This window comes from Clostridium hydrogenum (assembly GCF_021432385.1).
GTDB lineage: Bacteria > Bacillota > Clostridia > Clostridiales > Clostridiaceae > Clostridium_S > Clostridium_S hydrogenum.
The window spans coordinates 2286043-2301252 of sequence record NZ_JAEACT010000002.1; the positions used below are offsets into that span (position 1 = coordinate 2286043).

Annotated in this window: 12 protein-coding genes; 6 read left to right on the plus strand and 6 right to left on the minus strand. The window is 29.5% G+C overall.

Annotated features, from left to right (window positions below; genetic code table 11):
* Window positions 1–7 precede the first annotated feature (7 nt).
* The gene (locus tag CUEA01_RS10330) at window positions 8–574 is read right to left on the minus strand and encodes a ferritin-like domain-containing protein (RefSeq protein ID WP_234121554.1); all 567 of its coding nucleotides are present in this window, start codon (window positions 572–574) and stop codon (window positions 8–10) included.
* 112 nt (window positions 575–686) lie between these two features.
* On the opposite strand from CUEA01_RS10330, the gene spoVB reads away from it, so the two are divergent.
* The gene (gene spoVB, locus CUEA01_RS10335; protein ID WP_234121555.1) at window positions 687–2189 is read left to right on the plus strand and encodes a stage V sporulation protein B; all 1503 of its coding nucleotides are present in this window, start codon (window positions 687–689) and stop codon (window positions 2187–2189) included.
* Window positions 2190–2701: 512 nt separating this feature from the next.
* Here the strand turns inward: spoVB and CUEA01_RS10340 are convergent.
* The gene (locus CUEA01_RS10340; protein WP_234121556.1) at window positions 2702–3256 is read right to left on the minus strand and encodes a hypothetical protein; all 555 of its coding nucleotides are present in this window, start codon (window positions 3254–3256) and stop codon (window positions 2702–2704) included.
* Entirely contained in the window at window positions 3257–4060 is an 804-nt protein-coding gene (locus CUEA01_RS10345) for a hypothetical protein (RefSeq protein ID WP_234121557.1), read from the minus strand.
* Between the two features lie 605 nt (window positions 4061–4665).
* On the opposite strand from CUEA01_RS10345, the gene CUEA01_RS10350 reads away from it, so the two are divergent.
* On the plus strand, window positions 4666–5091 hold the full coding sequence (locus CUEA01_RS10350) for a flavodoxin (RefSeq protein ID WP_234121558.1): 426 nt from the start codon (window positions 4666–4668) through the stop codon (window positions 5089–5091).
* A 71-nt stretch (window positions 5092–5162) separates the two neighbouring features.
* Here the strand turns inward: CUEA01_RS10350 and CUEA01_RS10355 are convergent, their stop codons facing one another.
* Window positions 5163–5306 (minus strand): hypothetical protein, encoded by a 144-nt coding sequence (locus CUEA01_RS10355; RefSeq protein ID WP_234121559.1) that lies wholly within the window; start codon window positions 5304–5306, stop codon window positions 5163–5165.
* A gap of 490 nt (window positions 5307–5796) precedes the next feature.
* Here CUEA01_RS10355 and CUEA01_RS10360 point away from each other — a divergent pair, with 490 nt between their 5' ends.
* From CUEA01_RS10360 to CUEA01_RS10370, 3 genes are all read left to right on the plus strand, one after another.
* Window positions 5797–6402 carry a TetR/AcrR family transcriptional regulator gene (locus CUEA01_RS10360; protein ID WP_234121560.1) on the plus strand — a complete coding sequence of 202 codons (606 nt, stop codon included), beginning with the start codon at window positions 5797–5799 and terminating at the stop codon, window positions 6400–6402.
* Between the two features lie 233 nt (window positions 6403–6635).
* Entirely contained in the window at window positions 6636–9752 is a 3117-nt protein-coding gene (locus tag CUEA01_RS10365; RefSeq protein WP_234121561.1) for an MMPL family transporter, read from the plus strand.
* A gap of 1 nt (window position 9753) precedes the next feature.
* Window positions 9754–10602 (plus strand): MBL fold metallo-hydrolase, encoded by an 849-nt coding sequence (locus CUEA01_RS10370; protein WP_234121562.1) that lies wholly within the window; start codon window positions 9754–9756, stop codon window positions 10600–10602.
* 82 nt (window positions 10603–10684) lie between these two features.
* Here the strand turns inward: CUEA01_RS10370 and CUEA01_RS10375 are convergent, their stop codons facing one another.
* Window positions 10685–10873: a hypothetical protein gene (locus tag CUEA01_RS10375; protein WP_234122172.1), complete on the minus strand. Its 189-nt coding sequence runs from the start codon at window positions 10871–10873 to the stop codon at window positions 10685–10687.
* A gap of 111 nt (window positions 10874–10984) precedes the next feature.
* On the opposite strand from CUEA01_RS10375, the gene CUEA01_RS10380 reads away from it, so the two are divergent.
* The gene (locus CUEA01_RS10380) at window positions 10985–13876 is read left to right on the plus strand and encodes a SpoIID/LytB domain-containing protein (RefSeq protein ID WP_234121563.1); all 2892 of its coding nucleotides are present in this window, start codon (window positions 10985–10987) and stop codon (window positions 13874–13876) included.
* Between the two features lie 203 nt (window positions 13877–14079).
* On the opposite strand, the gene CUEA01_RS10385 is transcribed toward CUEA01_RS10380, so the two are convergent.
* Window positions 14080–15051: an aromatic acid exporter family protein gene (locus tag CUEA01_RS10385; RefSeq protein WP_234121564.1), complete on the minus strand. Its 972-nt coding sequence runs from the start codon at window positions 15049–15051 to the stop codon at window positions 14080–14082.
* Window positions 15052–15210: the final 159 nt, after the last annotated feature.

The following is a 15210-nucleotide window of genomic DNA, read 5'->3' on the forward strand; positions in this document are numbered from 1 at the left end:
ATATTCATTATATAGAGCTTAAAGTTAATTTTATATGGGTTTTTTCAACCTCACTTAGTGCCTTGAATATCTTTGAAAGCACCTCATTATTTACTGCTTTCATGTATTTGCTATAATACGCTACTGCATGTTCTTCCCTTTGTGATGCCAATTTTAAAAGTTTTTCATCACTATTATAGCTTCCATAATTAATTTTTGTAAGAGTAGGAAAGTCCTTAAATCCACCTAGCCTTTTATGTATTTTAGCATGAACATATTCTATTTTACTTAAATCTCTAAACATATTCTTAACTTCAAAATTCTTAGCAAGCTTTGAAGCTTCTGAATAAAAATCTCCATTGAAAACTTCCAACTTTACAGCATGATCTAATATAGTAAGCACATTTTCACTAAGTTCTTTTGGATTCACTGTATAAACTTCTTCAGTTTCTGAAAAGTATATGCTGCTAGCCCCACAAAATGGGCAATATATTATATCATTTTTCATGTTACTGCTTATTAACGCATATTTATTGACCTCATAATTATTTTCATTTAAATTCATTCCACATAGTAAACATTTTAATTTCTGCATTTCAAACTCACCTCTAAATACCTTTTAATAAAAATTATATATTTACAGGAATAATAAATCAACGCTTCTTATCATAGTTATTTATTAATACTAATTTTATTGAGGATGGTATATGAAATTCGATAAATTTTATAAGGATACAGTTATTTTGACAATATCAAATTTTGCCACAGGAATTTTAAGATTTATTTTTTCTATAATACTCTCTCAAAAACTTGGTGCTGAGGGTGTTGGACTTTATCAACTTATAATGCCTATTTATGATTTGTTTTGCTGCCTTGTATGTGGCGGATTAAGTGTTGCCATATCAAGAAAAGCTGCTATACTAGTTGGAAGTAAAGATTACAGAAACATAAAAATTTTAGTTAAAACTTCGCTGCTTTTTACATTTGTTTGGTCATTATTTGTATGTGTAATTTTCTTTTTCAATCTAAACTTCTTTACGTCAAATATAATAAAAGATGCTAGGACAATATATTCACTTGAAGTTCTTTGCCCTGCTATACTCTTTGTAGCACTTTCATCTGTATATAAAGGATATTTTTATGGAGTATCACAAGCTAAAATACCTGCATACATAGACATTTTTGAAAAGGCAATTAGAGTCATGGTTGTTCTAGCAATAATTGATGTATTAGCACTTAAAACAATTACTAAAACTGTAACCGCTGTTTATGCAGCATTGGCTCTAGGTGAGTTAATAAGTTTACTTATGCTTTATGCAGCATATGTAATCTCTATAAGGAAATCTAATTTTCGTTCTTCAGAGGCCGAGGGAAGAGGACAACTTCTTTTTGATGTGCTAATAGTTTCTGTGCCTCTTTGCATAAATGGATTTGTTTCTTCTATTCTTTCTGCTGCATCAACTCTTATACTTCCTAGAAGACTTGTAGCAGCTGGCTTTGTATATAAAGATGCACTTTCAATGATAGGTAAGTTTTCTGGCATGGCATTATCAATAACCTTTTTTCCAATGATAATCATAATGTCAATGGCAACAGTACTTGTTCCAGAGATTTCACAAAATGTAGAACAAAAAAATTACTATGCTGTAGAAAAAAGAATAAGTGAAGTTTTAAAATTGTCTTTTTTTCTTGGACTAGCCACCTTAATAATATGCTTAAGCATCCCTGAAAACTTAGGCAAGCTATTTTATAATAGAGATGACCTTGGAAGCTATATAATGGTTTCTGCCATTTCAATGCCCCTTTCCTATGTATCTGGGGCAACCTTTGCAATATTAAGCGGTATAGGAAAGCAAACTAAAATTTTAATAAACTCTGTAATAATTTCTATTGAGGAACTTATACTGCTTTACGTTCTCACAGGTGTAAGCTTTATAAATATATATGGCTACGGAATAACACTTATAATAACAGCTATAACTGCTTACGTTTTAAATATGCATGATATAAGAAAATTTTGTGAAGTGAAATTTAATGTTGGTAATATTTTTATAGACCTACTTTTAAGCATTTTCTTATATTTTATTTTGGGAACAATGAATAATCTAATTCCAAACACTTTTTTTATTGCAAAAACACTTTTAATAATAGCCTCAGCCTTTGGAATTTTCATGCTCTGCGTAACCAAAATTCGAAGAAAATTAATGTAAAAAAAATGTAAAACTTTAAATCAGAGTACAGATGACGGAGTACAGAATACAGTGAAGGATGATTCTTCTCCGCTACGCTTTGAAAAATCTTAAAACTTATTTCTTGATTGCTTACGCAATCGCATCATTACTGTTGTCAGCTAAGCTGAGCAACATTTAAGTTTAAGATTTACCTGACGCAAGGAAGGTAAATCAAACTTAACTGTACTCTGTCATCTGTACTCTGTACTCTTGTTTAGTTGCTTCGCAATAATTTTAAGTTACGTATGCTACGCTCCATTTGAAGGAGCCCTTACCACGTCTTACTTTTCAATAGCATTAATATCAAAATCTTCTGTAGCTTGTGGATTTGTATTAACACCACATGAAATGCTTCCCTTATTGCCACTTAAATCTTCTGTTAAAACATAAAAATCAAAATAATATGCATTGTATCTTCTTAATAAATCCTACTATTAATTTTCTATTTAGTTTCATAACTTCCCCCTAAGCTATACCTAAAACCTAAAACTTCAAAATTCTTTAACTTTTCTAAATACAAAAGCAACGATGAGATTCGCCACAATCTGCATAATTCCCATACTAATAATGATTGTAATTTTAAAATCTTCATTTAAATTCATTAAAAATGGCATGCAGAATAAATAAACTAAATATACTCCAAGAAAAAACCTCCATGCAGCTTTTATATTATCTACAAATGTATCTTCGCCTTGCTTATCATAAACCTCAACCATTGAACTAATTATAATATAGATTAGATAAATTTTAATTATCATAACTACTGATGAAATCACAGTATTTGTTAATCCTATATTATAAGCTCCACCAGCTAAAATATTATCATTAGGATTATTCCACGCATCCTTCAAGGTGAGTATTGTAAGTATAATCGCAGGTATTTTCCCTTTCTCGTAGTTTTCATTTTGTTCTGATAAATTTTTTAAGCCAAAATAAATAAGCATATAGCCAATAGCCTCTGGTAATATCTTTATATATCCTATGTTTATGTGAAAGCTAATAATTATCATTGCCCAAAATAGTTTTTTATAGCCAGGATAATCCATTTACTTCACCTCACTGTTTCTTTTCATACTATTAATATCTATATCATCCGTAAATGAAAAATTTGAATTTACAAAGCATGGTATACTCCCCTTATGTCCATTTTTATCCTCTGTTATAACATCAAAATCAATATTGTACGAATTGTATCTTCTTATGTCATTTTTACTAAAATTAATTTCATAAGTCATATAAAAATCATCACCATTTTTTAATTCTATCGGGAAATTTTTATCAGAAATTTTTTTGCCATTTATACTTATTTTTAATGCATCCTTTACATAGCTTTTAAATCTAGATTTTATACCAGTAATGCTAGTATCCTTGTTTACAGTAAATGAATAACAATCTCCAGAGGAATTCCACAATTTTAATCCATTTGGAACCTGCACATCATCGCCAAAATATATTTTTCCCAAATTGACCTTCATGGTTTTACCACTAGAAAATTTAACAATAGCTTTCGTAATAATTTTATTTTTATATTCATTTACCTCATCATTAGTGAAGGTAATTTCAATGGTTTTTAAGGCATAAAATCTTTCATATGTATTACCACATAATTCTGAAAAAGCTGCATTATACTTTTTTATTTCTGGAAAGTCTATTTTCTCAATTTTATCATTAGATTTTATATCTTCTATATAGTCTAACTCAAAGTTACCTCCATCCTTCCCCAATTCGCAGTAATTTTTTACAAACAAGGGTGCTTTAAGTATATGCCTTTTGTAATAAATAATATTTCCTATCCAAATAACTAATAAAATTACTGCAAAACCTATTATAATTTTTTTATTTACCTTCATATTTCCCCCTATTTTAGCTTAATATTTAAATACAGCTTGTCTATATTTTCCTTGTCTAAATTTAGTTAATTATATCATGTATTACCACAATTGCATATTAGTAATTTAAAAACATAGAACCAAAAATAATAAATCTAAATTACAATTTGTCGAGCAGAGTACAAAGTACAAAGTACAGAGTACAAAGAAGGATGATTTACCTTTCGTTTTACTCAGGCAAATCTTAAACTTAAATGGTGTCAGCTTCGCTGAGCGCCATCTATGGCGCAATTGCGCAGCAATAAAAAAATAAGTTTTCAGATTTTTTCGTAGTGTTAACGGAGAAAAATCGTCCTTCATTGTACTTTGTACTCTGTACTTTGTACTTTGGCTTCTCCTCGATAAATTGTAATTTGTCAGCATAAACTTAGAATTTGTAATTTTTAATTTTCAAGTTATTCATCTGTATTTAATAATATTTATTAAATAACATTGACTATTATTTAATTTCGTTGTATTTTATATATATAGACATTTCTAAAAAGTACAAAATATAACTTTAAACTCAATGCAAAGAATTTTATATATTGGAGATAATAAATAATTATATATTGGAGGTTTTAACTATGAAAAAAGTTTCTATAATTTATGCAAGCAGAGGCGGTAATGTTGAAGTTTTAGCAAATGAAATATTTGAAGGAGCAAAGGAAGCTGGTGCAGATGTAACTATAAAAATGGTTTCAGAAGCTACAAAGGAAGATGTCCTTTCTGCTGATGCAGTAGCTTTTGGAAGTCCATCAAAAAATAATAATAACATTGATCAAGAAGAAATGGCACCTTTTCTAAAAGAATTTAAACTTACTCTTAATAATAATAAACCAGTTGTTCTTTTTGGTTCTTATGGATGGGATAATGGAGAGTTCATGGAAAAATTCAAGGATTTGATTACAGATTATGGTTTTAACGTCGTTGGAGAGCTTGCAGTTAATGAAGCTCCAGATAATGAAGAATTAGCAAAAGCAAAGGAATTTGGTAAACTTTTAGGAAAATAATAAAAAATAATGAGAAGTATTGATAAGATATTTCTCATTATTTTTTAACTTTTTATCTAATAAGGTAAGGACTATTCATCCTTCTCTATATCATTGTTTTCTCCTTTATCAACATTGCCCTCTTGGCATTCCTTATTTTCTTCAGATTTATCAAGTAAATAACTAAAATCAGTTAACTGCCTATTCTTTCCTCTGCTAATGTTTTTACGTGCCATATTAATCACCTCTTACTTTATAGTATACACTAAAAATATAGATATACTTAATAAATTTATAAATAGTTGAACTTGGGACTGTTGCACAAAATTATTTTATGCACAAATCTTAAATATTGCGAATTAAATCAATTCACAATTCACGATGCACAATTCACAATGAAGGTGGATTTTCTGTAGCAAAGCTACAGAAAATCTTAAAACTTATTTTTTTATTGCTTACGCAATAGCACCATTTATGGTGCTAAGCGAAGCTTATAATATTTAAATTTAAGATTTACCTGACGAGAGGAAGGCAAATCATCCTTCATTGTGCATTGTGAACTGTGAATTGTGAATTGATTAAGTTGCTTCGCAATAATTTTGAATTACATATTAAATACAATTAGTGCCACACCCCCAACCTGAAACATTGAAATTGTATATAAAAACTATTTACATTTTTATAGAAATGATATATAATTAATTAAAAATGAACGGAGGTTCATAAATGCAGTACTTAAAAGATGACATAAGAAAAAAGATACTTTCTTCTGCTTTAATAGAGTTTAAAGATAAGGGATATTTAGATGCCTCGATGAGAATTATTGCATCTAAATCAGGAATTGCCTTAGGAAGTACATATAGATATTTCGAAAATAAAGAGTCTCTTTTTAATACTTTAATAGAGCCGGTATATGATAAATTGCTTTTATATCTTGTTAAAATACAGGTACAAGTAAATACCTGCACAGGTGAAAATTGCACTGAAGTTCCAGCTTACATAATGAATTTGCTAAATAAAATACTGGAATTTGTAGAGGAATCAAGTTCTGAACTAGTAATTATATTTAATAAAAGCAAAGGATCAAAATTTGAAAACTTTAAAAATGAATTAACGTCCTTAGTTTACGATATATATATAAAATCTATTGACAGCAATTTAAGAGAAGATGATGATACTAAAATTGTAGTACACACTATCTCACATGATTTAATTGAAGGCATCGCATTTATATTAAATCAAGAATATGACGGAAATAAAATTAAAATTCTTATTGATAAACTTGTATATTTTTATATTACTGATATAGATAAAAGATTTAAAAAATTATAATATGTTTATCTTCTGTTTTTTTCAATAATAAACATATTATATTTTTTTAAAGTAATAATGAACAGTCGTTCACAAGTACAACTTAACATGTAGGAATTACAAATTTTAATTTTATAGGATATGTTAAAATTTGCAATTTCGCTATTAGAACCGGTATATCTGTATTTATTTTACATAAATAATGAACTCACGTTCACTAAACCCTATAATAAAATTTTAAAGGAGGCAATAAAATGAGAAAAATACTAAAAATGAGATGGGCTATATTTGCCATATGGATGGTTGCACTAGTACTATCAATAATTTATTCACCAGATTTAAACAAGGTACTTAGAGCTAAAGGGCAACAATATTTAAGCAGCGATAATCCTTCTGTTAAATCTGACAACATTTTAAAAAAGCTGGAGAAAACTTCAGGAAATACAGATATAATAGTATTTAATAGCAAAAATAAACTTACTTCTAACGAAATGGATAGCATAAAAGATGGAATAACTAAAATAAAAAATAGTAAAAACTACCTTGGAATTAGTAACTTACTTGATTCTTTTGATACCCCCTCTATAAAATCTAAACTTATATCTGAAAACCAAAAAACTTTAATGGTTACTTTTAAGCTCGATAAAAAAGGTAGAGAAGTAAAAGATATTAAAGATATGATTGACAACAAGCTAAAAAATGTAAATGTAAAACACTATCTTACAGGAGAAGATTTTATAAGCGATGATTATACGAGAACTGTTTCAGCTGGTGTAGATAAAAGTGCACTTTTAACAGTATTTTTTATTTTAATAGTACTCATAATCATGTTTAGGTCTGTAGTGACACCCATTGTATCACTATTTTCAGTAGGTATGACTTACTTGGTTTCATATGCAATTGTTGGACAATTAGTTTATAAATTTGATTATCCTATTTCTTCTCTTACTCAATTGGTACTAGTTCTTATACTTTTTGGAATTGGTACAGACTACAATTTGCTTTTATTTAACAGGTTCAAAGAAGAAATGTCTCATACCACTTCTATAGATGATGCAATTGTAAATACTTATGGGACAGCTGGAAAAACTGTAGCTTACAGTATTGCTACTGTTTTTATAGCATTTTTAAGTTTAACTCTTGCAAAATTTGGTTTATACCGTTCAGGTAATTGCATAGCCATTGGAGTTATTGTTCTTTTACTTGAAATACTAACCTTTACGCCTTTTGTAATGAGAACTCTTGGTGCAAAACTCTTTTGGCCAACAAAGAAAATTACTAGCCACGGTGAAAACAAATTTTGGAAAAAGGCATCTTCATTTTCTGTAAAAAGACCGATTATGGTTTCAAGCATAATAATACTTATATTAATACCAATAATTTATTTTAATACTCAAAAAGCTTCTTATGATACAGTAAACGAACTTAGTAATTCTGTAGATTCAGTAAAAGGCTTTAACCTAATTACCGACAACTTTGGAAAAGGTGAAGCACTTACTACTACTGTTGTCTTTGAAAATAATAAAGCCATGGACAATAATGATTCTCTCACAGCTATTGATAATTTGACAGATAAGTTAAAAACTATAAAAGGAGTTAAAAGTGTCTCAAGTATTACTCAGCCACTATCTGATCCTATTGACTCACTTTATATAGGAAATCAAACCAAACTTGTGACTGATGGACTTTCAAAATCGCAAAACGGTCTTAACACAATTGACAATGGTCTTGGACAAATAAACAGCAATCTAAATTCTATTAATTTGAATGATTTGTCAAAAACAGACGCTTTAGTTAATGGCACTGGTCAAGTTCAAAACGGACTGAATGCAGTTACTGATGGACTTCAACAAATAAATAACGGTATTTCCTCTGCGGCAGATGGTGCTGATAAAATACATTCTGGCATAACTGCTGCTAAAAATGGAATGACTAGCATAACAGGTTACACTAAACAAATATCAGATGGATTATCATCAATTCAAAGCAACTATGAAAGCCTTGGAAATGCTTATGAAACTATAACAGCTAACATAGGTCAACTTCAAGCTGCTGTAACAAATATGAATGGTTATGTTGTTGCATTATCAAATGATTACAAATTTTCAAATGATCTTAGATTTAAGGGTGTTGAAACATATTATGATAGTATATTAAAAGGACTTTCCGCATTAAGTGATGGTCTTAATACTTTTAAAGGAAATTATGATAAACTTACAGCTGGCCTTGGAAATGCAAATTCAACTTTAACCCAAGTATATGCCGCACAAAACCAAACATTAAACGGACTTTCACAACTTGAAACTGCATCTTCAGCTTTATCTGATGGATTAAAAAAAGGTGCTGCTGGTCAAAGCACAGTAATTGAAAACATGGCTAAACTTAACTCTGGTTTAACAGAGGTTAAAAACGGTCAGGTACAACTTAACACTATGCTAAATAAACTTGGTTCAAGTGTTCCTCAATTAAAAGATGCGCTAAGCAAAAGTGGTAATGGTCTATCCGAAATTTCAAGTGGACTTTCTAAAACAAACAATTACATGTATCAATTAAATAACTCTAACGAATTTTTTGCACCAAAAGAATTCTTCAGCAATTCTTCTATCAAAGAAGCTATGGATATGTATATGAGCAAAGATAGAAAGATAACTAAAATGACAGTTGTTTTAGATGATGATCCATATTCAACGAAAGCTATGAATACAGTAAAAGAAATTAACGATATGATACCTAGTGCAATTAAAGGCACTTCTCTTAAAAATGCCAAATTTGGAATATCAGGAACAAGTGCTTATGATTATGATTTAAATAAAGTGGCTACAGATGATTTAAATAAAATGTCAGTTATTGTTTTAGTCTGCGTATTTATAGTACTTTTATTAGTTATAAAATCACCACTAATTTCACTTTATATATCCGCATCATTAATGGCAGCTTATTATATATCATCTTGTGTTTTAAATTTTGTAGTATTTAATATATTTAAATATGAAGGCGTATCCTGGAATGTACCATTTTTCTCTTTTGTAATGATTGTTGCCTTAGGCGTTGACTATAGTATATTCTTGATGATGAGATTTAAAGAATATAAGAATATACCTCAAACAGAAGCAATAGTTTTAGCTTGCAAAAATATAGGAGGCGTAGTTATGTCTGCTGCCTTAATACTTGGAGGTACTTTTATCACATTGGTACCAGCAAATGTTAAGCTTCTAACAGAACTTGCTATAGCTGTAGTAATAGGCTTAATAGCTCTTTCAATTATACTATTACCTTTATTTTTACCGGCATTAATTGCATTACCAAGTGGAATAAAAAATATTTCCAAGAAGAAAAATGATAATTCATTTAGTGATGAAGTCGGTGCATAATATGGTATATTCAAAATTTGATAATTGGGAAGCTGTGTTTGCAAACCCTAAATCTATAAAAATAGAAACTTTAAATACCGGAACAATTGTCAGTAAAATATCAGGAATAATAAATCTTAATAATGCAAAGGCTTTTCAATTAAAAGATGGCATTGTTAATCTTCCAGTATTAGCACATATATTACAGCATGAGAAATATGGTAATTACTTAATAGATACTGGATTTGATAGTTCCTTTACAAATAAAATTGGCGGAAATTTTAAAGGTATCTTGAAAAAAGCTTATTTTAAGAACCATTACATTCAAGAAAAAAGTTCACAAGGAATTGAAAAACAGCTAGAAGAAAAATCTATAAGTTTAAATGGTGTTTTTCTAACGCATATTCATGAGCACGCATCAGGTTCGCCTTCATTACCAGATGAAATACCCTATATGTGTGGTGATGGTGAACATGAAACAAACTTTTTTCCATTAATTTATTCAACCTTCTTAAAGAATAAATTTAACTTAAAGAAATTAGATTTCTCAGTTGGTCAAAACATGCCTATACTAGGAAACTGTATAGATATTTTTGGTGATGGTTCATTTTGGGCCGTTTCCACTTCAGGGCACACAAAAGGCCATACTTCCTATATAGTTAATGGGAAAGATGCTAAAGTCATAATTACCGGAGATGCTTGCATTTCAAAAAAGGGATTTGAACTCGGTGTTGAACCAGGAAAATATTCATCAAATATAGAAGAAGGTCGAAAAAGTTTTTTAAAGCTGAAAACTTTTTTTGAAAACTATCCTTTCTTAAAGATAATTTTCGGACATGAAACGGATGAATTTAAAATTATTTGGAAGTAAAAACATTAAGAAAAAAATTTTAGTGCCTACGGAATTTTTTCTTTAAACCCACGGTTTAGGGAAGCAATAATGTCCTGCAATATTATTGCTTCCCTTTATCCAAATTTTCCCTAGGAACTAAAGTGCCTTGATGAAAAATCATTTTCCACTTCCCATCTCTATATTTCCAAATGGAACTTCTAAGAGTACACTTCCTATCCTCATTTTCTTCATACTCCTTTATCATTTTGTAAGTGGCTTGAACACAGTCATTCAAAATCACTCCAATCATTTTTTAACTTCCCCTTAATTCCTACTATACCATTATTTACTTGGAAATTATCGTTGAAAAGTGTCGATAATTGTAGCAACATACAAATTATATCAATAAGGGGTGAAAAAAATGCACACAAAAAAATTAAGCCTTATTTCCATTATTGCAGCAGGAGCATGTACCTTTTCTTATTTAACACTTTTTTATCCTAGCAGTGTTAAAGCTTATGAAAACACAGCTTACTTTAGCAACCTAAAAATAGGTTTGGTTTCAATGGCTAATCAAGTTATGACACTTAAACTTAATGGCGACTATTTGTTAAATGGCACTTTGCTTTCTTCTGGTACTATACTAAATCTATCGGTATCTAATAATACTATACTAGTTAATGGCAGCCCCTATCAAATTATCACTTTAACTCCTAAGGCTGCTTCAAATTTAGTATCTATCTCTAGTGGTACACAAACAAATAGCTATACTGGAAGTTTTATTTTTCAAATTAATACAGGTAAAATACTTCCTATAGATTCTACCTCAATGGAAAATTATTTAAAAGGCGTGGTTGGCCTTGAAATGTCCGATTATTTTCCTATTGAAGCTTTAAAGGCTCAAGCTGTTGCTTCTAGAACTTATGCTCTTAAAAATTTAGCTGCTAAAGCAACTTTGGGCTATGACTTTGATGACACAATTAATTATCAAGCTTATCACGGATATGTACCAGCTGATATTCATGTAATGCAAGCAGTTGATTCAACTAAAGGACAAGTAGTTACTTATAACGATGCACTAATAGATTCTGTATTTTCTGCCTCTCATGGTGGATATACAGAAGATGTTAAAAATGTTTGGGGATATGCTGTCCCTTACCTAATATCTAAATCAGATATATATAATGGACAAATTGTTGATAATTCCTCTTGGTCACTAGGAAATAAAGTTCTTACAAATGCAAATATAGAAGCTACACTAAAAGCTAAAGGATATCTAGCTTCAACAGATACCTTTGTGAAATTAGATTTAAACTCTATAACAAGATATGTAAGTGGCAGAGTATCAAGCGTTGCTATAATTTACAAAGATCTACTTGGAACTACTAAAACTAAATTTATAACAGGTGATAAATGCAGGACCTTCTTAAATTTACAAAGTTCTATGTGGAATGTAACTTACAACAGCACGAATGGCATTTATACTTTTAGTGGGAAAGGTTATGGTCATGGTGTTGGAATGAGCCAACTTGGGGCTTCTCAAAGAGCTTCTCTTGGACAAACTTATGATAAAATATTAACTTTTTATTATGATAGCACAACTATTAACAACTTATTACATTATGCAAAGTTAGCCTCATATTCAAATGATTCTACTAATAACCAAATATTTTTAGGACAAGCTGTTAACTATACTGCTTCTGGCAGCGATGGTTCAGGGAACTATTTATATAAGTTTGGAGTTATTTGCAATGGCCAATTAGTAAGCGAAACAGACTATACTTCAAATAACAAGTTCAATTTTATTCCTTCTAGTGCCGGAAACTATCAATTATATGTAAAAATTAAAGATATATATTCCGATAAAGATTATGATGATACTATTACTTCAGCGTTAAATGTACAAGCTATACCAGCAGTTAGTATTAATAATTTTAATGCAAATACAATTAATGCACTAATAGGTCAGCAGACAATAAATTTTGCAAACTCTGTTTCTGGAGGAACTGGACTTGGCTTCCTATATAAATATGAAATTTCTAAGGATGGAACAGTGATTGGCGCGGCAGATTATAATACAAATAGTACATTTAATTTCGTGCCATCAGCCGTTGGAAATTATAGCGCTACACTTTATGTAAAAGATGCTCTCTCAAAGGCTAACTATGATTCAAAACAAACTTTAGCTTTTAATATTTATAATGTTCCTTCTTTATCAAATTTTACAGTAGATAAAACAGAATTACTTCAAGGACAAGGTGTTAATATTTCAGCCCAAGGTAAAGATGGTTCTGGTAGCTATTTATATAAGTATGAAATTTCAAAAGATGGTGTCATTGTTAGTACACGAGATTTTTCTAGTGTTAATAACTTTTCATATTCTCCAGCTTCATATGGAGATTATTCGATTAAAGCATATATTAAAGACGCCGCCTCTACTAACAGTTATGATGATACTGAAACAATAGCTTTTAAAGTTTATTCTACACCAACTTTAACAAATTTCGCTAGCGATAAAACCTCTATTATATTAGGAGATACAGTAAACTTTAATGCTGGAATTACTGGTGGTTCAGATAACCCTCAGTACAGATTTATGGTATATACTAATGGCAATTTAATAACTGATAGCTTATATAATTTAAGCAATACTTTTTCATATATTCCAAAAAATTCAGGCACTTATCAGATTTATGTATACGAAAAAGATAGCTTAGAAACTAATTCTTACAGTATTACAGCAAATACTTTATTAAACGTATTCAATCCAGTTACTATATCAAGCGTAACTGCAAATGGTTATATGTATGAAGGAAAACAAATTAATTTAACTTCAAATATTACTGGTGGAAGTACTTCTGGAATTAGTTATAAATTTGAAATATATAAAAATGGAACTTTAATTACCTCAAACAATTATTCTCCTTCTGCAAACTACTCTTTTACACCTAGTACTTATGGTAATTATAATATTAAAGTATTTGCAAAAGATAGTTTAACTTTAAATACCTTTGACAATGAAAAAGATTTTTCTATAACCATTAATAAAACACCTTTAACTATAGCTACCCTACCACTTAAATATGGTACAACTAGTCAAGATGTAGTTAATTTGCAAAACGCTTTGATTTCTTTGGGTTATAGTATATCAAGTGCCACTGGGTATTACGGCACACAAACCCGAGGTGTAGTAACATTAATTCAAGCTCAAAATTCTCTTACTCAAACTGGTAATGTTGATGCTGCTACGCTTCAGATTATAAATAATTTACTTATAAATAAAGTTGGAGTTAAAAATTTAACATTTAATTAAAGATAAACCATTGTGAAACTTAAAATTCATTTGTACCAAAATGCCGTCTTCTGGGCATTATGGTGCACATGAATTTTAATAGTTGAGCTGGTTTATCTATATAGATATACTATAGATAGACAACCTGAAACATTGAAATTATAAATACCAAATGTATCCTTATGCTAATGTTTTCAATTTGTCTATCTATAATACAAATTATTCTAATACATATTATTTTCTTTTCTATTAAGAATAAATTTTCTTTTAACCTCTAAAAAGTATTCCAAATCATTTAAAAACTGAAAAAGCATTGCCCTATTTTCAAATTCCTCTCTTGTTTCTGGAAGCTTTTGTTTTTTCAATTCATCATATAATCTTTTTAGTTCACTTGTCAAAGTATCAACTGGATTCTCTTCTTCTAATTGTAAGGCTATTTTATCTGTAAGCTTAGCTACCATCTCTGTTTGCTCATAAGTCATATAAAACCTCGTAAAGTGATTTCTCATATATTTCAAAATTTGAAACTGTATGGTTCTCATTTCCATATACATAACATAGTATTTATCTTCATTAATTATGTAATTATTTAAATTTCTATATGCCATATCACTGCCCTTTTTTATTGAAGCCTCTAAGCTTAAAAAAAATTCATTTTCTTTAATATCAGTAGATTTATTTCTAAGGTTACTTGCCATATTAAATAAAATTTTTCTCATATCTTCTTCTATTAATTTTTGGTTTTCTTTTATTTTTTTATTAATTTTAGGCATATAGCTGTTTAAAATAATAGCTATTCCAGCTCCCACTATCATAAGCAACAGTTCGTTTTTTATCCAAAACACAGAAACAGATTTTTCTACTAAAATATGTGTAACAAGTACCGAACTAACAACAATACCTTCCGTAAGCCTGAATCTAACTGCAAGAGGTATAAACACAATGAGATACAGTCCAAATACAATTGGATTATACCCTAAAATTTCAAACAAAACGCAACTTATAAAAAGGGCTAACACAGTTGAAGCCATACGTTGAAAAGCTATAACTAAAGATGTCTTCTTAGTATTTTGAATGCTAAGTATTGTTATAATTCCGGCTGCCGACGCATACTTCAAGCCAAGAAATTCTGCAATAAAAATAGCAAGTGCAGCTCCAAAAGCCGTTTTTATAGTCCTAAGCCCAATAATCTTCATAACCTTCTCCTCCTTCGTTAATTTATCGAGTTCCTACTATATATTATACATAATTAAATAATTAATTGGAAAACTTATTAAAGATATACCATTGTGAAACTTAAAATTCATGTGTAACAAAATGCCGTCTTCTGGGCATTTTGGTGCACATGAATTTTA

Coding starts and splice junctions, on each gene's coding strand:
- CUEA01_RS10330 (WP_234121554.1), bottom strand. CDS start 574: ATGCAGAAATTAAAATGTTTACTATGTGGAATGAATTTAAATGAAAAT.
- spoVB (WP_234121555.1), top strand. CDS start 687: ATGAAATTCGATAAATTTTATAAGGATACAGTTATTTTGACAATATCA.
- CUEA01_RS10340 (WP_234121556.1), bottom strand. CDS start 3,256: ATGGATTATCCTGGCTATAAAAAACTATTTTGGGCAATGATAATTATT.
- CUEA01_RS10345 (WP_234121557.1), bottom strand. CDS start 4,060: ATGAAGGTAAATAAAAAAATTATAATAGGTTTTGCAGTAATTTTATTA.
- CUEA01_RS10350 (WP_234121558.1), top strand. CDS start 4,666: ATGAAAAAAGTTTCTATAATTTATGCAAGCAGAGGCGGTAATGTTGAA.
- CUEA01_RS10355 (WP_234121559.1), bottom strand. CDS start 5,306: ATGGCACGTAAAAACATTAGCAGAGGAAAGAATAGGCAGTTAACTGAT.
- CUEA01_RS10360 (WP_234121560.1), top strand. CDS start 5,797: ATGCAGTACTTAAAAGATGACATAAGAAAAAAGATACTTTCTTCTGCT.
- CUEA01_RS10365 (WP_234121561.1), top strand. CDS start 6,636: ATGAGAAAAATACTAAAAATGAGATGGGCTATATTTGCCATATGGATG.
- CUEA01_RS10370 (WP_234121562.1), top strand. CDS start 9,754: ATGGTATATTCAAAATTTGATAATTGGGAAGCTGTGTTTGCAAACCCT.
- CUEA01_RS10375 (WP_234122172.1), bottom strand. CDS start 10,873: ATGATTGGAGTGATTTTGAATGACTGTGTTCAAGCCACTTACAAAATG.
- CUEA01_RS10380 (WP_234121563.1), top strand. CDS start 10,985: ATGCACACAAAAAAATTAAGCCTTATTTCCATTATTGCAGCAGGAGCA.
- CUEA01_RS10385 (WP_234121564.1), bottom strand. CDS start 15,051: ATGAAGATTATTGGGCTTAGGACTATAAAAACGGCTTTTGGAGCTGCA.